Annotated in this window: 21 protein-coding genes; 9 read left to right on the plus strand and 12 right to left on the minus strand. The window is 59.2% G+C overall.

Features of this window, described 5'->3' with window-relative positions:
• Window positions 1-4: 4 nt before the first annotated feature.
• The 4 genes from glpD to QRN46_RS00855 all read right to left on the minus strand — a co-directional run bounded on the left by glpD (window position 5) and on the right by QRN46_RS00855 (window position 5,026).
• The gene (glpD, locus tag QRN46_RS00840; RefSeq protein WP_285354176.1) at window positions 5-1,543 is read right to left on the minus strand and encodes a glycerol-3-phosphate dehydrogenase; all 1,539 of its coding nucleotides are present in this window, start codon (window positions 1,541-1,543) and stop codon (window positions 5-7) included.
• 199 nt (window positions 1,544-1,742) lie between these two features.
• Window positions 1,743-2,498, minus strand: a complete 756-nt coding sequence (locus QRN46_RS00845) for a DeoR/GlpR family transcriptional regulator (protein ID WP_007953179.1) — start codon at window positions 2,496-2,498, stop codon at window positions 1,743-1,745.
• Window positions 2,499-2,593: 95 nt separating this feature from the next.
• A complete protein-coding gene (gene glpK, locus QRN46_RS00850; protein WP_011335748.1) occupies window positions 2,594-4,096 on the minus strand; it encodes a glycerol kinase GlpK in 1,503 nt (500 codons plus the stop codon).
• Window positions 4,097-4,174: 78 nt separating this feature from the next.
• On the minus strand, window positions 4,175-5,026 hold the full coding sequence (locus tag QRN46_RS00855) for an MIP/aquaporin family protein (RefSeq protein WP_011335747.1): 852 nt from the start codon (window positions 5,024-5,026) through the stop codon (window positions 4,175-4,177).
• Between the two features lie 360 nt (window positions 5,027-5,386).
• Between QRN46_RS00855 and ybaK the strand changes: the two genes are divergently transcribed.
• Complete coding sequence (ybaK, locus tag QRN46_RS00860) at window positions 5,387-5,857, plus strand: Cys-tRNA(Pro) deacylase (RefSeq protein ID WP_011335746.1); 471 nt, start codon at window positions 5,387-5,389, stop codon at window positions 5,855-5,857.
• Window positions 5,858-5,946: 89 nt separating this feature from the next.
• Window positions 5,947-6,729: a PhzF family phenazine biosynthesis protein gene (locus tag QRN46_RS00865; protein WP_011335745.1), complete on the plus strand. Its 783-nt coding sequence runs from the start codon at window positions 5,947-5,949 to the stop codon at window positions 6,727-6,729.
• A 50-nt stretch (window positions 6,730-6,779) separates the two neighbouring features.
• On the opposite strand, the gene QRN46_RS00870 is transcribed toward QRN46_RS00865, so the two are convergent.
• Window positions 6,780-7,889, minus strand: a complete 1,110-nt coding sequence (locus QRN46_RS00870) for an ABC transporter ATP-binding protein (RefSeq protein ID WP_011335744.1) — start codon at window positions 7,887-7,889, stop codon at window positions 6,780-6,782.
• Window positions 7,886-8,806: an ornithine carbamoyltransferase gene (gene argF / locus QRN46_RS00875; protein ID WP_039765834.1), complete on the minus strand. Its 921-nt coding sequence runs from the start codon at window positions 8,804-8,806 to the stop codon at window positions 7,886-7,888. The genes QRN46_RS00870 and argF overlap by 4 nt, the downstream gene beginning before the upstream one ends.
• Before the next feature lie 406 nt (window positions 8,807-9,212).
• Between argF and plzR the strand changes: the two genes are divergently transcribed.
• From plzR to grxD, 3 genes are all read left to right on the plus strand, one after another.
• Complete coding sequence (gene plzR / locus QRN46_RS00880; RefSeq protein WP_007963969.1) at window positions 9,213-9,503, plus strand: PlzR type 4 pili assembly inhibitor; 291 nt, start codon at window positions 9,213-9,215, stop codon at window positions 9,501-9,503.
• A gap of 129 nt (window positions 9,504-9,632) precedes the next feature.
• Entirely contained in the window at window positions 9,633-11,738 is a 2,106-nt protein-coding gene (locus QRN46_RS00885; RefSeq protein ID WP_201816384.1) for a molybdopterin oxidoreductase family protein, read from the plus strand.
• 97 nt (window positions 11,739-11,835) lie between these two features.
• Entirely contained in the window at window positions 11,836-12,177 is a 342-nt protein-coding gene (gene grxD, locus QRN46_RS00890) for a Grx4 family monothiol glutaredoxin (RefSeq protein WP_011335741.1), read from the plus strand.
• Window positions 12,178-12,282: 105 nt separating this feature from the next.
• Here grxD and bfr read toward each other — a convergent pair whose 3' ends face one another.
• Together bfr and QRN46_RS00900 are read right to left on the minus strand one after the other, a co-directional pair.
• Entirely contained in the window at window positions 12,283-12,759 is a 477-nt protein-coding gene (gene bfr, locus QRN46_RS00895; protein ID WP_011335740.1) for a bacterioferritin, read from the minus strand.
• A gap of 199 nt (window positions 12,760-12,958) precedes the next feature.
• A complete protein-coding gene (locus tag QRN46_RS00900; protein ID WP_007953193.1) occupies window positions 12,959-13,177 on the minus strand; it encodes a bacterioferritin-associated ferredoxin in 219 nt (72 codons plus the stop codon).
• Window positions 13,178-13,468: 291 nt separating this feature from the next.
• On the opposite strand from QRN46_RS00900, the gene QRN46_RS00905 reads away from it, so the two are divergent.
• Window positions 13,469-14,071: a peroxiredoxin gene (locus QRN46_RS00905; RefSeq protein WP_007963972.1), complete on the plus strand. Its 603-nt coding sequence runs from the start codon at window positions 13,469-13,471 to the stop codon at window positions 14,069-14,071.
• A gap of 74 nt (window positions 14,072-14,145) precedes the next feature.
• Here QRN46_RS00905 and rnt read toward each other — a convergent pair whose 3' ends face one another.
• Window positions 14,146-14,820 carry a ribonuclease T gene (rnt, locus tag QRN46_RS00910; RefSeq protein WP_011335739.1) on the minus strand — a complete coding sequence of 225 codons (675 nt, stop codon included), beginning with the start codon at window positions 14,818-14,820 and terminating at the stop codon, window positions 14,146-14,148.
• Window positions 14,817-15,863, minus strand: coding sequence for a dihydroorotase (gene pyrC, locus QRN46_RS00915; protein ID WP_285354177.1), 1,047 nt, complete (start codon window positions 15,861-15,863; stop codon window positions 14,817-14,819). Before pyrC ends, rnt begins: the two co-directional genes overlap by 4 nt.
• Window positions 15,864-16,023: 160 nt before the next feature.
• On the opposite strand from pyrC, the gene QRN46_RS00920 reads away from it, so the two are divergent.
• Together QRN46_RS00920 and QRN46_RS00925 are read left to right on the plus strand one after the other, a co-directional pair.
• On the plus strand, window positions 16,024-16,932 hold the full coding sequence (locus QRN46_RS00920) for a flagellar protein MotY (RefSeq protein ID WP_007953200.1): 909 nt from the start codon (window positions 16,024-16,026) through the stop codon (window positions 16,930-16,932).
• Between the two features lie 129 nt (window positions 16,933-17,061).
• Entirely contained in the window at window positions 17,062-18,279 is a 1,218-nt protein-coding gene (locus QRN46_RS00925; RefSeq protein WP_011335737.1) for an argininosuccinate synthase, read from the plus strand.
• Between the two features lie 164 nt (window positions 18,280-18,443).
• Here the strand turns inward: QRN46_RS00925 and QRN46_RS00930 are convergent, their stop codons facing one another.
• Window positions 18,444-19,028 carry a hypothetical protein gene (locus QRN46_RS00930; protein WP_011335736.1) on the minus strand — a complete coding sequence of 195 codons (585 nt, stop codon included), beginning with the start codon at window positions 19,026-19,028 and terminating at the stop codon, window positions 18,444-18,446.
• Between the two features lie 398 nt (window positions 19,029-19,426).
• On the opposite strand from QRN46_RS00930, the gene QRN46_RS00935 reads away from it, so the two are divergent.
• Window positions 19,427-20,053: a response regulator transcription factor gene (locus QRN46_RS00935; protein ID WP_011335735.1), complete on the plus strand. Its 627-nt coding sequence runs from the start codon at window positions 19,427-19,429 to the stop codon at window positions 20,051-20,053.
• Window positions 20,054-20,141: 88 nt separating this feature from the next.
• Here QRN46_RS00935 and QRN46_RS00940 read toward each other — a convergent pair whose 3' ends face one another.
• Window positions 20,142-20,321: a PA3496 family putative envelope integrity protein gene (locus QRN46_RS00940; RefSeq protein WP_011335734.1), complete on the minus strand. Its 180-nt coding sequence runs from the start codon at window positions 20,319-20,321 to the stop codon at window positions 20,142-20,144.
• Window positions 20,322-20,367: the final 46 nt, after the last annotated feature.

The following is a 20,367-nucleotide window of genomic DNA, read 5'->3' on the forward strand; positions in this document are numbered from 1 at the left end:
CGGATCAGGCCGCTTCGATCTTGCTGCGGTTCTGCTCGACCTTGTTCAGGTACGCCGCCAGTCTTTCTTGCTCGGCTGGCGTGGTGAACAGGCCCAGTTTGCTGCGACGCCACAGAATGTCACGCGCGGTGGTGGCCCACTCTTCAGTGCACAGGTAATCGACTTCACGGGTGTAGAGCCCGCCGCCGATGTGTTCGCCCAAGTCGGCCAGGGTGTCGACGCCTTCGAGCATGCGCCAAGTGCGGCTGCCGTAGGTGGTGGCCCAGCGGCGGGCAATTTCGGTCGGTACCCAGTCGAACTTGTCGCGGATCAGCGCGCTCAGGGCCTGTGGCGTAGTCATGTCTTCGCCGCCGGGCAGGGTGGCGGTGGCGGTCCAGCTCGGGCGCATCTGGGTGAAGAACGGCATCAGCTGCGCCATCGCCGACTCCGCGAGCTTGCGGTAGGTGGTCAGCTTGCCGCCGAACACCGACAGCAGCGGCGCCTCCTCGGTGATGCCGGACAACGCCAGGGTGTAGTCGCGGGTCACGGCCGAGGGGTTGTCGGATTCGTCATTGCACAGCGGGCGCACGCCCGAGTAGGTGTGCAGGATGTCGCCACGGCTGATCTGCTTCTTGAAATGGGCATTGACCACTTTGAGCAGGTAATCGGTTTCGCCGTCGGTGATCGCCACTTTGGCCGGATCGCCGGTGTACTCGCGGTCGGTGGTGCCGATCAGGGTCAGGTTGTTCAGGTACGGGATGGTGAAAACGATGCGCTGATCTTCGTTTTGCAGAATGTGCGCGTGATCGCCTTCGTACAGCTTCGGCACGATGATGTGGCTGCCCTGGATCAGACGGATGCCGTACGGCGATTCCATCTTCAGGTCGTCACGGATGAACTTGGCGACCCACGGGCCGGCAGCGTTCACCAGCGCTTTGGCGGTGATCGAAAACAGGCTGCCGTCGGCACGCTCCAGGTTCAGGTGCCAAAGACCCTTGGCGCGGCGGGCGCTGACACAACGGGTCTGGGTGTGAATATGCGCGCCTTTTTCACGGGCGGCCATGGCGTTCAGCACCACGAGGCGGGCGTCGTCGACCCAGCAATCGGAGTATTCGAAGCCTTTGCTGATTTCGCTTTTCAGTGCGCTGTCGGCGCCGAACTTCAGGCTTTTCGAGCCAGCCAGTTTTTCGCGCTTGCCGAGGTGGTCATAGAGGAACAGACCCGCGCGGATCATCCATGCCGGACGCAGGTGCGGACGGTGCGGCAGCACGAAACGCATTGGCTTGACGATGTGCGGGGCTTTGGCCAGTAGCACTTCGCGTTCGGCCAATGCTTCGCGCACCAGACGGAATTCGTAATGTTCGAGGTAGCGCAGGCCACCGTGGATCAACTTGCTGCTGGCTGACGAAGTGTGGCTGGCCAGGTCGTCCTTTTCGCAAAGGAACACCGAAAGACCGCGACCGGCGGCATCCGCTGCGATCCCAACGCCATTGATCCCGCCGCCGATGACAGCGATGTCGTAGATCTCGGAGATAGGGGGCGTACGCAAGGTAGATGTGGACATCGGCTGGCCTCGGGCTCTTTTGATTTTCTGTCTTGGAAATCGAACATGAATGTTCATTTGCGAAAATGGTAGCCCATAAAGACGCGCACAGCCAGTCGACTTCGATTGAAAAAACTCATCGAAGGATGGAGAAAGGAAAATATTCGAACATCAGATGAGCATAGGGCGCCGGTGCAGGCGCCTTATGCGGAGGAGAGGGTTAAACGACTTCCAGGCGAATCTTGTGCTGGCTCAGCAGTTGCGCCAGGGCTGGCACCGGCTGCTGATCGGTCACCAGGCAATCGATCAGGCTGATCGGGCCGAGGCGGATCATCGCGTTACGGCCGAACTTGCTGGAGTCCGCCGCCAGGATCACCTGCCGGGCATTGGCGATGATCGCCTGGGACACCCGCACTTCCTGGTAATCGAAGTCGAGCAGGCTGCCGTCTTCGTCGATGCCGCTGATGCCCACCAGCGCAAAGTCGACCTTGAACTGATTGATGAAGTCCACGCTCGCCTGGCCCACCACGCCGCCATCGCGACGCACATTGCCGCCGGTCAGCAGCACATCGAAATCATCCTTGGCACTGAGCATCGAGGCGACGTGCAGGTTGTTGGTGATGATCTTCAGATGGCTGTGATTGAGCAGGGCGCGGGCAATCGATTCGGTGGTGGTGCCGATGTTGATGAACAGCGAGGCGTGATCGGGAATTTGCGCGGCAATGGCTTCGCCGATGCGTTGCTTTTCATCGCGCATCTGATCGGCGCGCATCGCGTAGGCAGTGTTTTCGACACTGGAATCATAGGCGGCGCCGCCGTGGTAGCGACGCAGCAGATTGGCTTCCGCCAGTTGATTGATATCGCGGCGGATGGTTTGCGGGGTAACAACGAACAGCGTGGCCATTTCCTCGATGCTCACATAGCCGCGTTCGCGGACCAGTTCGAGGATTTGCTGCTGACGGGGAGGCAGATTCATGGGGCTTCCTTTGGGCTGCCGTGCAAAATTTGCCCATGATGCCGCAGGAATCCGCTCCCTACCAGTTACATACGGATACGAGTACTCAGGTTGGCTTATTCAGCGTCTTCACGCGCCCAGTCACGGGTACGGCTGACAGCTTTTTTCCAGCCTTTATACAGCTTCTCTTTCTCGACTTCGTCCAGGCTCGGTTCGAATTCGCGCTCGATCACGGCCTTGCCGCGCAGTTCTTCCAGGCTGCCCCAGAATCCGCACGCCAGACCGGCCAGATAAGCTGCGCCGAGCGCCGTGGTTTCGCGCATTTTCGGACGCTCGACCTGGGTGCCGAGGATGTCGGCCTGGAACTGCATCAGGAAGTTGTTTGCCACCGCGCCGCCGTCCACGCGCAGGGCCTTGAGGCGTTCGCCGGAGTCCTGTTGCATGGCGTCGAGGACGTCGCGGGTCTGATAGGCAATCGATTCCAGAGCAGCGCGGATGATGTGATCCACGCGCACGCCACGGGTCAGGCCGAACAGGGCGCCACGGGCATACGGATCCCAGTAGGGCGCACCGAGGCCGGTGAAGGCTGGCACCAGATACACGCCGTTGCTGTCCTTCACTTTATTGGCGAAGTATTCGGTGTCGTGGGCGTCGTTGACGATCTTCAGTTCATCGCGCAGCCACTGCACGGTCGAACCGCCGTTGAACACGGCACCTTCCAGGGCGTAGGCCACTTCGCCGCGCGGGCCGCAGGCGATGGTGGTGAGCATGCCGTGCTGGGATTTCACCGCTTTGTCGCCGGTGTTCATCAGCAGGAAGCAACCGGTGCCGTAAGTGTTTTTTGCCTGGCCCGGCTCGACGCACATCTGGCCGAACAGCGCAGCCTGCTGGTCGCCGGCGATACCGCCGATGGCGATGCCGCTTTTGGTACGGCCGTAGATTTCCGAAGAGGCTTTGACTTCCGGCAGCATCTCGCGCGGGATGTCGAGGATCTCCAGCATCTTCGCGTCCCACTCCAGGGTGTGGATGTTGAAGAGCATGGTGCGCGAGGCGTTGGTGTAGTCGGTGACGTGGACTTTACCGCCAGTGAATTTCCAGATCAGCCAGCTGTCGACGGTGCCGAACAGCAGTTCGCCGTTGCGCGCGCGCTCACGGCTGCCTTCGACGTTGTCGAGGATCCACTTCAGTTTGGTGCCGGAGAAGTACGGGTCGGTGACCAGTCCCGTAGTGTCGCGGATGTAGTCTTCATGACCGTCGCGCTTGAGCTGCTGGCAGATCTCGGTGCTGCGCCGGCATTGCCAGACGATCGCGTTGTACACCGGGCGGCCGGTGGTCTTGTCCCAGACCACGGTGGTTTCGCGCTGGTTGGTGATGCCGATGGCGGCGACCTGGTCATGGTGCAGGCCGGCCTGGGCCAGCGCTTCGACCATCACCGCGCTCTGGGTGGCGAAGATTTCCATCGGGTCGTGTTCGACCCAACCGGCTTGCGGGTAGTGCTGGGCGAATTCGCGTTGTGCGGTGCAGACCACGTTCGCGTCGCGGTCGAAAATGATCGCGCGGGAGCTGGTCGTACCCTGATCGAGGGCAATGATGTAGTTCTTATTCTCAATGTCGGTCATGTCGATTGCCTTGGACGAAATAAGGGAGAGTGGGCCGTGGCGCGGTCTCTATCAGGGCAGGAGTCCGCGCCGACTGTTTCAAGAAGTTCTTGGTTTGCCGTCAATGGCCGGTTCTGCATCCTTTGTAGCAGGTGTGGCGCCGGTCAGGTGACGGGCAATCAGCCCGCGATACCCGGCAGCGCCGAGGCAGGCACCGACAATCGGTGCAAAAATCGGAATCAGGAAGTACGGGATTTCACGTGCGCCGGTGAAGGAAATTTCACCCCAGCCGGCGAAGAAAGTCATCAGTTTCGGGCCGAAGTCCCGGGCCGGGTTCATCGCGAAACCGGTCAGCGGGCCCATCGAGCTGCCAATCACGGCAATCAGCAGACCGATCAGCAGTGGCGCCAGCGGGCCTTTCGGCAGGCCGTTGTTGTCGTCGGTCAGGGACATGATCACGCCCATCAGAATCGCAGTGATGATCACCTCGACCAAGAACGCTTGCGCAGTCGACAGCGCAGGGTTCGGGAAGGTGGAGAACACCGATGCCAGTTCGAGGCTGGCTTCAGTGCCGCGAACCATATGGTGAGTTTGTTCGTAATCGAAGAACAGGTTGCTGTACAGCGTGTAGACCAACAGCGCGCCGCAGAAGGCGCCGGCGACCTGGGCCAGAATGTAGAACGGCAGTTTGCGCTTTTCGAAGTCGGCGAAAATGCTCAGGGCGATACTGACGGCAGGGTTCAGGTGCGCGCCGGAAACGCCGGCGGTGAGGTAGATCGCCATGCTGACGCCGACGCCCCAGATGATGCTGATTTCCCAGAGACCGAAGCTGGCGCCCGCGACCTTGAGCGCGGCGACACAACCCGTGCCGAAAAAGATCAGGAGTGCAGTACCCAGAAACTCGGCCAGGCACTGGCTCGAGAGCGAAGGTTGCTGTAACGCAGTTGTCATTGAAAACCTCGGTTTTTGTTGTTGTCTGGCGCGTTGCCGACAGGGCAAGGCGCGATTTTCGCCGAGGCAGGATCCCCATCCTGTTCCCGGTTTACTGCTGGGTGCTGCGATGACCATAATTCTTACATTATTCAGATTCGAAAAAATATAGACAAGAAACAAACCTGTCAAAGGTCGAAAGTGAACCACCAGTCACAAATAAACTATCAGTCATGTGAATGATCCTGCGGATCACCCGGCCTGCCCGGCTGTTATCCGCCCGCAAACCCCGGGAAACGTGGCGCGTGGTAGAGCCTTTTGCCCAGCGATGGCCTAAAATCCGCCGCAGGATTTTTTGCCACTGCCGAGCCCGGAGCTGCCATGACCCCTGCGTTGGACTTGTTGAAAAAAGTTCGTGCCGAACATCACGTGCACAGTTACGAACATGACCCGAAGGCCGCGTCATATGGCCTGGAGGCCGCGGAGAAACTGGGGCTCGATCCGGCGCAGGTATTCAAGACGCTGCTGGCGGCCAGCGAGAAGGGTGAGTTGCTGGTGGCAGTGGTGCCGGTCGTCGGAAGTCTCGACCTCAAGGGGCTCGCCCACGCCGCCGGCGTGAAAAAAGTCGAGATGGCCGACCCGGCCGCCGCGCAACGCTCCACCGGTTATCTGTTGGGCGGCATCAGTCCGCTGGGGCAGAAAAAACGCCTGCGTACCTTCATCGATAATTCGGCCCAGCCTTTTGCGACCATTTATGTCAGTGCCGGCCGGCGAGGGCTGGAAGTGGAACTGGCGCCGGCAGTATTGGCAGAACACACCCAGGCGAAATTTGCCGACATCGGTCGCCCTTGACGTCTGTATGAAGAAAATTGGCCGGCACTGTCACTGGCGCTGATCCGGCCGGCGCTGCATGCTCGTTCGACTGACACAGGGAGAAGGTTATGCAGCTCGAGTTTCATCAGGTCGACGCGTTCAGTGATCGGCCCTTCAGCGGTAATCCGGCAATGGTCTATCGGCTCGACGCGTGGCTCGCGGACGAACTGATGCAGAAGATCGCCGCCGAGCACAATCTGGCGGAAACCGCGTTTCTGGTGCGCGAGGGGCAGGTGTGGCACATCCGCTGGTTCACGCCGACCACCGAAGTGCCGCTGTGTGGTCACGCGACCCTGGCCAGCGCCTACGTGCTGTTCGAGATCTATAAGGAAACGGCCGAGCGTCTGGACTTCACCTGCAAGTCCGGGCCGTTGAGCGTCAGCCGCGAAGGCGACAGGCTGTGGCTCGATTTCCCGGCCATCGAAGCGGTGGAGAAAGGCGTCACCCTGGAGATCGAGCGGGCGCTGAATGTTCAGGCGGTGGACGTCCTGAGTTCCAACGAACTATTTGTGGTGCTGGAGTCCGAGCAGGCGGTGCTCGATTGCACGCCGGACATGATCGCCCTCGCCAAGCTGCCGTGGCTGGGCGCGATCGTCACCGCGCGGGGCAATCAGCATGATTTTGTCTCGCGCTATTTCGCCCCGGCGATCGGTATCAATGAAGACCCGGTCACCGGCTCGACCCATTGCAGCCTGATTCCGTACTGGTCGAAACGTCTGGGCAAATCCAGCCTGACCGCGTGCCAGCGTTCGGCGCGGGGCGGTGAACTGTTCTGTCGGCTGGAGGGCGAGCGAGTGAAGATCGGTGGGAATGCGACGCTGGTGGCCAGCGGCACATTGATGCTGGGCTGAGAGCAAAAAAACAAGGGAGCCATCAGGCTCCCTCATTGTTTGGGTGCAGATCAGTGCGCAGTACTGTAACGGCGGACGCCGTTTTCCACCGCCGGAATCTGCGCCGCCGTGCTGCCGGAGGCCTGGAACAACACCAGATGTTCCGCTGCCACTCGAATCCCGACATCCGCACCCACCTGATGGTCGGCATGGCTTGGGAAGATCGATTCCAGCTGCGCACCGGTCGGCAGTTGCAGGCGATACAGGGTCGAGGCGCCGAGGAACGTCTTGCCGACGATCCGCGCTTTCAACCCGCTGTCCGGCGCGTAAACGATGTCGTCCGGCCGCAGCAGCACATCCACTGCGCCACCGACCGGCCAGGTGTAGGCGCGATTGCCGCGCAATTCGCCGAGTTCGGTCTGCACCGATTCCGGGCTGCCGAGCTGGCCGCGAATGAAGTAACCCTGACCGATGAAGCTTGCGACAAATGGCGTCGCCGGCTCGTGATAGAGGTTGTACGGCGTGTCCCACTGTTCCAGCCGGCCTTCCTTGAACACGCCGACGTGATCGCTGACGGCGAAGGCTTCTTCCTGGTCGTGAGTCACCAGAATCGCGCTGGTGCCACGGGCCTTGAGGATGTCGCGCACTTCATGGCTGAGCTTGCGGCGCAACTCGCCATCGAGGTTGGAGAACGGCTCGTCGAGCAGCAACAGCTGCGGCTCCGGTGCCAGGGCGCGGGCGAGAGCGACACGTTGTTGCTGGCCGCCGGACAGCTCATGGGGGAAGCGCTTGCCGAGGTTCTTCAGGTTGACCAGTTCCAGCAGCTCTTCGGTGACGCGCTCCTTGTTCGGGTGCTTGCGGATACCGAAGGCGATATTGTCCGCGACACTCAGGTGCGGGAACAGCGCGTAGTCCTGGAACACCATGCCGATCCGGCGCTTTTCCGGAGCGAGGGTGAAACCGGCGCTGGAGATCACTTCACCGCCGAGAGAGATTTCCCCTTCGTGCACCGGCTCAAAACCGGCAATCGCGCGCAGGGTGGTGGTCTTGCCACAGCCGGACGAGCCGAGCAGGCAACCAATGTCACCGGCGTTGAGGTGCAGGTTGAGGTTCTGCACCACACGTTGATCTTGATAGCCGCAAGCGAGGTTGCGCAGGTTCAGCAGTAATTCATGACTCATGCGTGGTGATATGCCGGTTCGACGAGGAACTCGAGCAGGGCCTTCTGTGCGTGGAGACGGTTTTCTGCCTGATCCCAGGCGACGGAGCGCGGATCATCGAGCAGGTCGAGGCTGATTTCCTCACCGCGGTGAGCGGGCAGGCAGTGCATGAATAGCACGTCATCGGCAGCCAGGTCGAGCAGGGCGCGGTTGACCTGAAACGGCGCGAACAGTTTGAGGCGCTTGGCGGTTTCCTCTTCCTGCCCCATGGAGGTCCAGACGTCGGTGCTCACCAGATGCGCGCCGCGCACGGCGTCTTTCGGGTCGCGGACGATGGTCACGCGGTCACCGGCCTTGGCCACGAATTCAGGGTTTGGCTCATAGCCTTCCGGGCAGGCCACGCGCAACTGGAAGTCGAACTGGATCGCCGCTTCTATATAGCTGTTGCACATGTTGTTGCCGTCGCCGATCCAGGCCACGGTCTTGCCCTGGATGGAGCCGCGGTGTTCGAGGAAGGTCTGCATGTCGGCCAGCAACTGACACGGATGCAGGTCATCGGACAGGCCGTTGATCACCGGCACGCGGGAGTTGGCAGCGAATTCGGTCAGGGTGCTGTGGGCAAAGGTACGGATCATCACTGCGTCGAGCATGCTCGACATGACGATGGCGCAGTCGCCGATCGGCTCGCCACGACCCAGTTGGGTGTCGCGCGGCGACAGGAAGATCGCCTGGCCGCCGAGCTGGATCATGCCGGCCTCGAAGGAGATCCGGGTACGGGTCGAGGATTTCTCGAAGATCATCCCCAGGACGCGGTTTTTCAGAGGCTCGAACAGTACGCCGCGGTTACGCAGGTCCTTGAGCTCAACGCCTCGACGGATCACGCTGACCAGCTCTTCGGGCGTGCAATCCATCAGGGAGAGAAAGTGCCTTGCGCTCATCATTGACTACCTTTTTGCTACAAACCGCAGATGCTCAAAGCCTTGTTTATCGGAACAACGGGCGAGACCTGCGGCGTAAGCCGCACGGGGGCGACGAAATAGGGGAAGGCGCGATATTGACACTAAATGTCGCGTTTTTCCAATAGGCTACGGTTTTTGCAGAAATGCGCCGGGGTTGGAACAGTGCGAACACTGTGATTTCCGGTAAGTTTTCGAGAGGGCAGCAAGGCATTTGTACACTGGCCCCACCGGGCTTGGCAATCAGGCGCGGCGGGGATGGCACGGCTCTGGTCGGTTTGCGACCGGTGAACCACCGATTCGCTTGGTCGGATGCGCAGGTTGAAACATTTGCTAAAGCAAAGTGCTGGGTTATAAATAAATCACGAGCGACGCAGGAAGCCTCCGCATGGAATCGAAAGAAAAACTGTTAATGGAACTGCTGGGCCACACGGCACGCTCATTGACCCACCTCACCGCCTCGATGACTTCGATGTCCTTCGAACTGCTGCGCAGCGAAGACGACGTGGTCAAGGCCGCCAGCCGGCAGATGATCGACCGCATGGCGACCATCAGCGCCGGGCTCGACGAGCATTGGCGACTGATCGGCGAACTCACCGGCGTCCACGTCGCCCACGAGCAGATCGAGACCATCCAGGAAATCCAGCTGGCCGCGCCGCCACAGCTTCCGGCGAACTGACGCGTCTATCGGCGGGCCTGATGGCCGCCGATTCACAAGACGAACGTCGCTGGCGCTGCACCGGGTCGCGGGCCATAGTTTTGTTCCCGCAGGCGTGATTGCCTGCCCAGAACAAGACAGAGACTGGCCATGACCAAGACTCTCCACCACCGTGCCTGCCACCTGTGTGAAGCCATCTGCGGCTTGACCATCGAAACCACCGAAACCGACGGCCAGGTGCAGATCACCTCGATCAAGGGCGATGCCCTGGACACGTTCAGTCGTGGGCACATCTGCCCCAAGGCCGTCGCGCTGCAAGATATCCAGAACGATCCGGATCGCCTGCGTCAGCCGATGCGCCGGGTCGGCAGCGAATGGCTGCCCATCGAGTGGGACGAGGCGGTCGAGCTGGTCGCCGAAAAACTCTCGGCGATTCAGGAGCGTCATGGGCAGAACGCGGTCGCCGTGTATCAGGGCAACCCCAGCGTGCACAACTACGGGTTGATGACCCACAGCAATTACTTCCTCGGCCTGTTGAAAACCCGCAACCGCTATTCGGCGACGTCGGTCGATCAACTGCCCCATCACCTGACCAGCTACCTGATGTACGGCCACGGCCTGCTGCTGCCGATCCCGGACATCGATCACACCGATTTCATGCTGATCCTGGGCGGTAATCCACTGGCCTCCAACGGCAGCATCATGACTGTGCCGGATGTCGAGAAGCGTCTGAAAGCGATCCAGGCCCGAGGCGGCAAAGTGGTGGTGGTCGATCCACGGCGCAGCGAGACGGCGGCGATGGCCGATCAGCATCTGTTCGTGCGCCCCGGCGGCGATGCGGCGTTGTTGTTTGGTGTGCTCAATACGTTGTTCAGCGAAGGACTGACGTCTGACAGTCATTTGCCGGTGGACGGTCTGGACGACGTGCGCGCGGCGGTGGCGGGATTCACCGCTGAAGCCATGAGCCCGTTGTGCGCCGTTCCCTCCGAACAGATCCGCCAACTGGCCCGGGACTTCGCCGCCGCGCCAAGCGCCGTTTGCTACGGTCGGATGGGGGTTTCCACTCAAGCCTTCGGCACGCTGTGTCATTGGGTTGTGCAGTTGATCAATCTGGTCACCGGCAACCTGGACCGCGTCGGTGGTGCCTTGTGTACCGAGCCGGCGGTGGATCTGGTCGCCTCGACTTCAGGCGGGCACTTCAATAAATGGCAGAGCCGCGTGTCCGGACGTCCCGAGTACGGCGGTGAGCTGCCGGTCTCGGCGCTGGCTGAAGAAATGCTCACCGAAGGCGAGGGGCAGATTCGCGCGTTGATTACAGTGGCTGGCAATCCGGTGTTGTCCACGCCCAATGGCCGGCAACTGGAGCAGGCGCTGGACGGGCTGGAGTTCATGGTCAGCGTCGACCTGTACATCAACGAAACCACGCGCTATGCCGACCTGATCCTGCCGTCGACTTCGGCGCTGGAGAACGATCACTACGACACCACTTTCAATCTGTTTGCGGTGCGCAACGTCACTCGATTCAACCGGGCAATCCTCGCCAAACCCGAAGGGGCGCTGCACGACTGGGAAATCTTCGTCGGCCTGGCCAAGGCCTTCGCCGCGAAGACCGGCAAGGAGCTGAAACCGACGATGCCGCCGTCGAAGATGATCGACACGGGATTGCGCATGGGCGCCTATGGCGATGCGTCCGAGCATAAATTGTCGCTGGCGACGCTGTTCGATCATCCGCACGGTGTTGACCTGGGAGCGCTGAAACCCAACCTGACACCGCGATTGAAGACCTTCAATCAACGAGTTCAGGCGGCGCCGCCGGAAATCCTCGCCGACCTGGCGCGCTTCGCCGCGTTGCAGGCGCCGGCCGCCGATGAGCTGTTGATGATTGGTCGCCGTCATGTACGCAGCAACAATTCGTGGATGCACAATTACCACCGGTTGGTGAAGGGCAAGCCGCGTCATCAGTTGTTGATGAATCCGGACGATCTCGCCAGTCGCGGGCTCAGTGATGGTCAGCTTGTCCGGGTCAGTTCGCGGGTCGGGCAGATCGAGGTCGAGGTGCTGGGCAGCGCGGACATGATGAAGGGCGTGGTCAGTCTGCCGCACGGATGGGGCCATGCCCGGCCGGGTGTGCAGATGTCGATCGCCAGCGGTCAGCCGGGCTCCAGCGCCAATGACCTGACCGATGAATGCCAGCTCGACGAGCTGTCAGGCAATGCGGCGCTCAATGGCGTGCCGGTGAAGGTGGCGGCGGCTTGAGCAAGTCTGTCGGGGAGACCGAGCAGGGCGCTCGGGATTCCGTTACAATGCGCCACCGTGCCGACCCATGAGTCGGAAAGTTCAGCCGAGGTGCTCCATGGATATCATCGAAACGATTAAAGAGCAGATTGCCAACAACACCATTCTGCTTTACATGAAAGGCTCGCCGAATGCCCCCCAGTGTGGCTTCTCCGCGAAAGCTGCGCAGGCTGTGATGGGCTGCGGCGAGAAGTTCGCCTACGTCGACATCCTGCAGAACCCGGAAATCCGCGCCAACCTGCCGAAGTACGCCAACTGGCCGACTTTCCCGCAGCTGTGGGTAGCCGGTGAACTGGTCGGCGGCAGCGACATCATGGCTGAAATGTTTGCCAACGGTGAGCTGCAGACCCTGGTCAAGGAAGCATCCGCCAAGGCTGCTGCGGCCAAGTCCCAAGCCTGATTGGCTTCTGCCCGGATTTCGGCGAGCTGAAGTCCGGGCAATAAAAAGCCCCGCCTCTCGAAAGAGGGCGGGGCTTTTTAGTGTCGCGAGTTTAGCGCTGGCTAATTACTCGTCTTCGCCCATCTGCGATTGCAGATAGTTCTCAAGACCGACTTTATCGATCAGGCCCAGTTGGGTTTCCAGCCAGTCGATGTGTTCTTCTTCGGATTCGAGGATGTCTTCGAGCAATTCACGGCTGCCGAAGTCACCCACCGATTCGCAATGCGCGATGGCGGCTTTCAGGTCAGCGTGGCCGGTCTTCTCGATACGCAGGTCGCACTCCAGCATTTCCTTGGTGTGCTCGCCGATGTGCAGCTTGCCCAGGTCCTGCACGTTCGGCAGGCCTTCGAGGAACAGGATGCGCTTGATCAGCTTGTCCGCGTGCTTCATCTCGTCGATGGATTCGTGATACTCGTGCTTGCCGAGCTTGTTCAGGCCCCAATCTTCATACATGCGCGCATGCAGGAAGTACTGATTGATCGCGACCAGCTCATTGGCAAGGATCTTGTTGAGATGCTGGATGACTGTTACGTCGCCTTTCATGATGGGAGTCCTGCCCTAAGTAACGGTATATAAGGCAGAGTTTGAGCTTGGTATTTATAAGTGTCAAACCTAAGTTATTGAATAATAAATGAAAATTAATCTGAATAAGAATGTTTGTGTTCCGCGTCTAGACGCTAAGCAGTTGATTTTCAGGCATAAAAAAACCGGACATAAGTCCGGTTCTTCGAATTCTGGATAATTACGCGGCGGTAAATTCTGCCGGGTAGGGGATCGCAGCCTGGGCGGTTTGCAGCTTGGTCAGGGTTTCGCGGACCACTTCCTTCGCCAGGCACGCACATTTGCCGCATTGGCTGGCGACGCCGGTGGCCTGACGGACTTCTTTATAGCTGCAGCAACCTTCATAGATCGCTTCGCGGATCTGTCCGTCGGTGACGCCAGTGCAGAGGCAAACATACATAAGTGAGAACCGTCGCTGGTTGTGACTCAATTGCGATGGATCTTAATGTTAACGAGAATGATTGTCAAAGTGCTTTCCCAGTGGTTTTCATCGCCACAGCCTGTGACTGACGAACGGTGGTGCATGGCCGGATGCCAGCCGGGATTTCGCGAAAAACCTTTAAGGACAGTCGAAAAACGCAGTGTATGATGGTCGGCCCTTGCGAAGGGGGTTCGTGTCACAGGGCTGTCGCCTGAGGGTGGCAGGCTGGCCCGAACCCTGAACTTCAAGTTTCTACACCAGGAGATATCAATGAGCGTACTCGTAGGCAAACAAGCCCCTGACTTCACCGTCCCGGCCGTACTCGGCAATGGCGAGATCGTTGACAGCTTCACCCTGTCCTCGGCCATCAAAGGCAAATACGGCCTGGTGTTCTTCTACCCGCTGGACTTCACCTTTGTCTGCCCGTCCGAGCTGATCGCTCTGGACAACCGCATGGCCGACTTCAAGGCACGCAACGTTGAAGTAGTCGCCGTTTCGATCGACTCGCACTTCACCCACAACGCCTGGCGCAACACACCGGTCAACAATGGCGGCATCGGCCAGGTGAAATACACCATGGCTGCCGACATGAAGCACGAAATCGCCAAGGCCTACGACGTTGAGTCCGAAGGCGGCGTGGCTTTCCGTGGCGCGTTCCTGATCGATGACAAAGGCGTTGTCCGCTCGCAGATCATCAACGACCTGCCGCTGGGCCGTAACATGGAAGAGCTGATCCGTCTGGTCGACGCTCTGCAATTCCACGAAGAGCACGGCGAAGTCTGCCCTGCCAACTGGAAAAAAGGCGACAAAGGCATGAACGCTTCGCCAGAAGGCGTTGCGGCTTACCTGACCGAGAACGCTGCTGCCCTGTAAGGCGCAACGTCGAGGTACAAAAAAACCGGCTCTTGAGCCGGTTTTTTCATGCGCGGGATTTAACCCGACGACCCTCAGTCGTCGAAGTCTTCCCAGCCGCCCATCTGTTTCCAGCGGTTGACGATGCCGCAGAACAGCTCGGCCGTCTTCTCGGTGTCGTAACGCGCGGAGTGCGCTTCACGGCCGTCGAAGTCGATGTCGGCTGCCTGACAGGCCTTGGCCAATACGGTTTGACCGTAGGCCAGACCCGCGAGGGTCGCAGTGTCGAAGCTGGAGAACGGGTGAAACGGATTGCGCTTCATGTCCAGCCGCGCGACGGCAGCATTGAGGAAGCCGAGGTCGAAGCTGCTGTTGTGGCCGACCAGAATCGCCCGCTTGCAACCGTTGGCTTTCAAGGCCTTGCGCACGCCACGGAAGATGTCGGTCAGCGCTGTTTCTTCGCTGACAGCCATGCGCAACGGATGATCGAGCTTGATCCCGGTGAACTCCAGTGCCGCCGGTTCAACGTTGGCGCCTTCGAACGGCTCGACGCGGAAGAAGTAGGTGTGATCCGGATAGACGAAACCCTTTTCATCCATGGCGATGGTAGTCGCGGCAATCTCCAGCAGAGCGTCGGTGGCCGAGTTGAAGCCACCGGTTTCTACGTCGACGACAACCGGCAGGTAGCCGCGAAAGCGTGCTGCCATTGGATGACGGGAACCGCCGCCACCTTGACCGTCCAGTTCGTCGTCGAAATGGTCTTCACTCACGCGTGTTCCTCCAGCAGGCGCCAGCGCAGTTTTTCACCGGCGCGCAGCGGGATAACGGTCAGCTCGCCGAAAGGCAGGCTGGTCGGGGCGGTCCATTCGTCACGAACCAGTGTGATGCGATCGGTGTTCGCCGGCAGGCCGTAGAAACGCGGGCCGTTGAGGCTGGCGAAGGCTTCGAGCTTGTCCAGCGCGTTGCGCTGTTCAAAGGCTTCGGCATACAGCTCGATGGCGGCGTACGCGGTGTAGCAGCCGGCGCAGCCGCAGGCGGCTTCCTTGGCGTGCTGGGCGTGCGGTGCCGAGTCGGTACCGAGGAAGAACTTCGCGCTGCCGCTGGTGGCGGCGTCGAGCAGGGCTTCCTGGTGAGTGTTGCGTTTGAGGATCGGCAGGCAATAGAAGTGCGGCCGGATCCCGCCCACCAGCATGTGGTTGCGGTTGTAGAGCAGGTGATGCGCGGTGATGGTCGCGCCGACGTTGGCCGAAGCCTCGTTGACGAACTGCACGGCATCGCCGGTGGTGATGTGTTCGAACACCACTTTCAGTGTCGGGAAACGCTCGACCACGCGGCGCATGTGCTCGTCGATGAAGATTTTTTCGCGGTCGAACACGTCGACGTCGCCACGGGTGACTTCGCCGTGGATCAACAGCGGCATGCCGGCTTCGGCCATGGCTTCCAGCACCGGGAAAATCTTGTCGATGCTGGTGACCCCGGAATCGGAGTTGGTGGTGGCGCCAGCCGGATACAGCTTGGCGGCGTGCACGAAACCGCTGGCCTTGGCCTCACGGATTTCTTCGGGCTGGGTGCGTTCGGTGAGGTACAGCACCATCAGCGGTTCGAAACGACTGCCGGCCGGGCGGGCAGCGAGAATCCGCTGGCGATAGCCGTCGGCTTCAGCGGCGTTGCGCACCGGAGGTACCAGGTTGGGCATGATGATGGCGCGACCAAAGGTGCGCGCGACATCCGCAACGGTATTGGTCAACACGGCACCATCGCGAAGATGAATGTGCCAGTCGTCGGGACGCAGCAGGGTCAGGCGGTCGGACATGAGGGGATTCCAGGCGGGTCAAACTGAGGCGAATGCTACCGGAAAAGACTCTTGCAGGCACTCGCTATCAAGTTTTGCGACGAGCGTCCGATATCCCATAGGTATGCCGTAAAGATGTATGTCTCGGTCTTTTTTGTTGTAGAAGCCAATGGAGCCTCCCGTGCGCCAGCGATATTTAGCCTTGCTCAGTGTGTTTGCCAGCCTCCCCGCGATGGCACTGACCTACCAGACCCGTCTGGAGAACATTGAGTGGACGGTCGAGGGCGACAAGTTCGAGTGCCGTCTGACGCAGCCGATCACTGATTTTGGCTCAGGGCAATTCGTGCGCAAGGCCGGCGAGCAGGCGACCTTCCGCCTGAACGCCTACAACGCCATGCTCGGCGGTGGTTCGGCGACCTTGCTGGCAGCGGCTGCGCCGTGGCAGCCGGGTCGTGGCGACATCAATCTGGGCACGGTTCGACTGGGCAGCGGCAACGTGCTGTTCAACAGTTCTCAATCCCAGGCCGGGCAGTTGATCAGCGGGCTGATGGACGGTCGCAGCCCGGTGGTGCGCCGGGCATCGGGCGATGGTCGGGTGTCGGAAGTGCGCCTGTTGCCGGTCAAGTTCAGCAAGGCGTTCAATGACTATCAGACCTGCGTGGCGAAACTGCTCCCGCAGAATTTCGATCAGGTCAAGCAATCGCAGATCGGCTTCCCCGGCGAAGGCATCGAACTGGACGCCGCCGCCAAGGCCAAGCTGCAAGTGATGCTCGAGTACATGAAGGCCGATCCGACGGTCAATCACATCGAACTCGACGGCCACTCGGACAACAGCGGCAATCGCCTGACCAATCGCGAACTGTCGCGCCGCCGCGCGCTGGCCGTGGTCGACTTCTTCAAGGCCAACGGCATCCAGGAGTCGCAGATCACCGTGCGTTTCCATGGTGAGCGTTATCCTCTGGTGCCGAACACCAATGCCGCCAACCGGGCCAAGAACCGTCGGGTCAATGTGCACCTTGCGCGGGTGGCACCGACGACTGCTCCAGCGCCTCAGGCCAGCACACCTGCCAACACTGCGGCGACTTCCTGACCTGCCGGTCATCGTCGCTCTCTCGACAGATTCTGTCGCTTTGTCGTCTTAAGCTGTCGCGCCTCTGTAAATTATCGCGTTTGAGCGGTAGACTCCTCGGCTTTCCGTAGAACCCCGTGGAGTGATGGCATGGCGGACGTAAACAAGGTCGTTCTGGCGTATTCCGGCGGCCTGGACACTTCGGTGATCCTCAAGTGGCTGCAGGATACTTATAACTGTGAAGTCGTGACCTTCACCGCTGACCTGGGTCAGGGCGAAGAGGTCGAGCCGGCTCGCGCCAAGGCGCAGGCCATGGGCGTCAAAGAAATCTACATCGACGACCTGCGCGAAGAATTCGTGCGTGACTTCGTGTTCCCGATGTTCCGCGCCAACACCGTTTACGAAGGCGAGTACCTGCTGGGTACTTCCATTGCGCGTCCGCTGATCGCCAAGCGTCTGATCGAAATCGCCAACGAAACCGGCGCCGACGCCATTTCCCACGGCGCAACCGGCAAGGGCAACGACCAGGTGCGTTTCGAACTGGGTGCCTACGCGCTCAAGCCAGGCGTGAAAGTGATCGCCCCTTGGCGCGAGTGGGACCTGCTGTCCCGCGAGAAACTGATGGACTACGCCGAGAAGCACGCGATCCCGATCGAGCGTCACGGCAAGAAGAAATCCCCGTACTCGATGGACGCCAACCTGCTGCACATCTCCTATGAAGGCGGCGTGCTGGAAGACACCTGGACCGAGCACGAAGAAGACATGTGGCGCTGGACCGTCTCCCCGGAGAAGGCTCCCGACACCCCGCAATACCTGGAACTGACCTACCGCAACGGCGACATCGTCGCGCTGGACGGCGTCGAAATGACTCCGGCCACCGTACTGGCGACCCTGAACAGGATCGGTGGCGAGCACGGCATCGGCCGTCTGGACATCGTCGAGAACCGTTATGTCGGCATGAAGTCCCGTGGCTGCTACGAAACCCCGGGCGGCACCATCATGCTGCGCGCTCACCGCGCCATCGAATCGATCACCCTGGACCGCGAAGTCGCTCACCTCAAAGACGAGCTGATGCCGAAGTACGCCAGCCTGATCTACACCGGTTACTGGTGGAGCCCTGAGCGTCTGATGCTGCAACAGATGATCGACGCTTCTCAGGTCAACGTGAACGGCGTTGTGCGCCTTAAGCTGTACAAGGGCAACGTGATCGTGACCGGCCGCAAGTCCGACGATTCGCTGTTCGACGCCAACATCGCGACCTTCGAAGAAGACGGCGGCGCCTACAACCAGGCCGACGCGGCGGGCTTCATCAAGCTCAACGCACTGCGCATGCGTATTGCTGCCAACAAGGGCCGCAAGTTGTTCTGAGTTCTTCGGGCCTGATGGAAAGAACGGCCTTGTCGTAGCGACAAGGCCGTTTTTTTTTTGGAGCGGGGGCTCGTTTGACTTGATAGGTACCTGTCAGCGTTACTGTCATCATCGGCTGTACATCGTGCATTGCATGGATGTCTTCCTCCACGCTTTATCTCCTTTCATATCTTTCCCAATACAGATGTATTCAACGAATGAGTGTTGTAAACAATACAGAAGGTTGTTCCTTGTGTTCTTTTGAGTTTTTTTTCCAGATTGTCGATATGTTCTTTAAGTAAAATATCTGACACAGCGTCGGTTAAAAACAGAAACAGCCTCAGCGAATGCTTGTTTGGATGTGGGAACTTTTCCAGTAGCTCCGCTATTACCGAACTCGTGTGTATCTGTCGAATGTCAATGATGTACACCCTGTCCAACGGTTTTGGTAGTTTGACAGCGTGTAAATCGACATTCGGCTGAGTGGGTGCAACCTTGTTCGGAAGATTGATTTCTTCTTCGAAAGCCTTGAGAAAGTTCTTGTCGTTGTCGAAGTCGGATGGAGCATACAGAGAGCGATAGTTGAAGTTCAGGGTGATGAAGAACAGAAACAACAGGTAGAACGGAAAACTGATCAGGAACCAGACGTACAGCTCCCGTTCATTATTATTAAGAAATGGCAGTGATACGGCGGCGGAGGTTTCCGATATAAAAGCGAAGATGGCAATGACGGTAATGGGGTTGGGGATCTTCCTGTTGATTTTTAGCATGGTATTTACTCATGAATGGTCTTTCTCGTCGTCTTGATTGAGTGAGTGGTCGAGTTTCAAGTTGTCGGATAAACAGGATTCTCGGTGTTTGGTGTTTATATTAAATTCCAGGAGTGCGATATGTGTAAGGTGTTTCTGTTTTTTAATGTGTGGTCGCTGATCTTCGTTTCGGTGTTTAGCCTGTCATGAACGCTATCGAGAAGGGCGGGGTAGGAGCCGAACTTCCGGATGGGAGTTCATGTTTTTCTGTGAGTGAGTCTTTTCTGTAGGAATAATCTTTATTGGCTGTAGGAGGCGTCTCTCGGTGCTGGTGTAGAGGAACTTATCCATGCCATGGAGGAAATGACTGAGTTATTGTGCCGGTTCTAAAAATTCGAACAGCGAAACTGGACTTGCCCATGAATAAAGTGCTGATCGTGGATGATCACCCCGTCATTCGTCTTGCGGTACGTATGCTGATGGAACGTCATGGCTACGAAGTCATTGCAGAAACGGATAACGGCGTGGATGCATTACAACTTGCTCGTGACCAGATGCCGGATATCGTCATTCTGGATATCGGCATACCGAAACTGGATGGTCTGGAAGTCATTGCGCGTCTTACGACCATTGCAATGCCATTGAAGGTGCTGGTGCTGACGTCCCAGTCACCGGGACATTTTTCCATGCGCTGCATGCAGTCGGGGGCGGCGGGCTATGTCTGCAAGCAACAGGATCTGACGGAGTTGCTGAGTGCCATCAAGGCGGTACTGTCCGGATACAGCTATTTTCCGAATCAGGCGCTGCATACCGTGCGGACCAGCCTTGGAAACGCCAGCGAAGCGGACATGGTCGATCGCCTGTCCGGGAGGGAAATGATGGTGTTGCAGCAGTTGGCGCGCGGCAAGACCAACAAGGAAATTGCCGACGGAATGTTCCTCAGCAACAAGACCGTGAGTACCTACAAAACCCGGTTGCTATTGAAGCTCAACGCGCGCTCGCTGGTGGATCTGATCGAACTGGCGCAGCGAAACGGTCTGGTCTGAGAGTTTCAGTGGCTGACGGATCATGGGCGGATCGGAATCAGCGTGTGACAGAAACAGAAAAGCCTCCGTTTCGGGAGGCTTTCAAATGTCAGAGATCAAAATCGTAATCGGCCAATTGCTTTTGCAGTCGGCGCTCCTCAAGCAGGTTGTCGATGGTTCGGCGTTTGCTCAAGTTGGTCTTGGCGACTTCAACCACAGGATCGGCATCATCGGCCTCCGTGGCGATAAAGTCGTCATCCGCTTCCAATTGCTCTTTGCTGGTGCTCATAAGGTCAACTCCAGGCTAAGACTGCCTTTGGCGCTCCTTATATCGA

Source organism: Pseudomonas sp. lyk4-R2A-10 (assembly GCF_030209075.1).
GTDB lineage: Bacteria > Pseudomonadota > Gammaproteobacteria > Pseudomonadales > Pseudomonadaceae > Aquipseudomonas > Aquipseudomonas glycinae.

What these genes read in the sequence shown, in the direction of transcription:
- plzR (WP_007963969.1), top strand. Translation starts at nt 9,213, where the DNA reads ATGGAATCGAAAGAAAAACTGTTAATGGAACTGCTGGGCCACACGGCA.
- QRN46_RS00900 (WP_007953193.1), bottom strand. Translation starts at nt 13,177, where the DNA reads ATGTATGTTTGCCTCTGCACTGGCGTCACCGACGGACAGATCCGCGAA.
- QRN46_RS00940 (WP_011335734.1), bottom strand. Translation starts at nt 20,321, where the DNA reads ATGAGCACCAGCAAAGAGCAATTGGAAGCGGATGACGACTTTATCGCC.
- glpD (WP_285354176.1), bottom strand. Translation starts at nt 1,543, where the DNA reads ATGTCCACATCTACCTTGCGTACGCCCCCTATCTCCGAGATCTACGAC.
- pyrC (WP_285354177.1), bottom strand. Translation starts at nt 15,863, where the DNA reads ATGTCCGACCGCCTGACCCTGCTGCGTCCCGACGACTGGCACATTCAT.
- grxD (WP_011335741.1), top strand. Translation starts at nt 11,836, where the DNA reads ATGGATATCATCGAAACGATTAAAGAGCAGATTGCCAACAACACCATT.
- ybaK (WP_011335746.1), top strand. Translation starts at nt 5,387, where the DNA reads ATGACCCCTGCGTTGGACTTGTTGAAAAAAGTTCGTGCCGAACATCAC.
- argF (WP_039765834.1), bottom strand. Translation starts at nt 8,806, where the DNA reads ATGAGCGCAAGGCACTTTCTCTCCCTGATGGATTGCACGCCCGAAGAG.
- QRN46_RS00855 (WP_011335747.1), bottom strand. Translation starts at nt 5,026, where the DNA reads ATGACAACTGCGTTACAGCAACCTTCGCTCTCGAGCCAGTGCCTGGCC.
- QRN46_RS00925 (WP_011335737.1), top strand. Translation starts at nt 17,062, where the DNA reads ATGGCGGACGTAAACAAGGTCGTTCTGGCGTATTCCGGCGGCCTGGAC.
- bfr (WP_011335740.1), bottom strand. Translation starts at nt 12,759, where the DNA reads ATGAAAGGCGACGTAACAGTCATCCAGCATCTCAACAAGATCCTTGCC.
- QRN46_RS00870 (WP_011335744.1), bottom strand. Translation starts at nt 7,889, where the DNA reads ATGAGTCATGAATTACTGCTGAACCTGCGCAACCTCGCTTGCGGCTAT.
- QRN46_RS00905 (WP_007963972.1), top strand. Translation starts at nt 13,469, where the DNA reads ATGAGCGTACTCGTAGGCAAACAAGCCCCTGACTTCACCGTCCCGGCC.
- QRN46_RS00885 (WP_201816384.1), top strand. Translation starts at nt 9,633, where the DNA reads ATGACCAAGACTCTCCACCACCGTGCCTGCCACCTGTGTGAAGCCATC.
- QRN46_RS00935 (WP_011335735.1), top strand. Translation starts at nt 19,427, where the DNA reads ATGAATAAAGTGCTGATCGTGGATGATCACCCCGTCATTCGTCTTGCG.
- QRN46_RS00845 (WP_007953179.1), bottom strand. Translation starts at nt 2,498, where the DNA reads ATGAATCTGCCTCCCCGTCAGCAGCAAATCCTCGAACTGGTCCGCGAA.
- glpK (WP_011335748.1), bottom strand. Translation starts at nt 4,096, where the DNA reads ATGACCGACATTGAGAATAAGAACTACATCATTGCCCTCGATCAGGGT.
- QRN46_RS00930 (WP_011335736.1), bottom strand. Translation starts at nt 19,028, where the DNA reads ATGCTAAAAATCAACAGGAAGATCCCCAACCCCATTACCGTCATTGCC.
- QRN46_RS00865 (WP_011335745.1), top strand. Translation starts at nt 5,947, where the DNA reads ATGCAGCTCGAGTTTCATCAGGTCGACGCGTTCAGTGATCGGCCCTTC.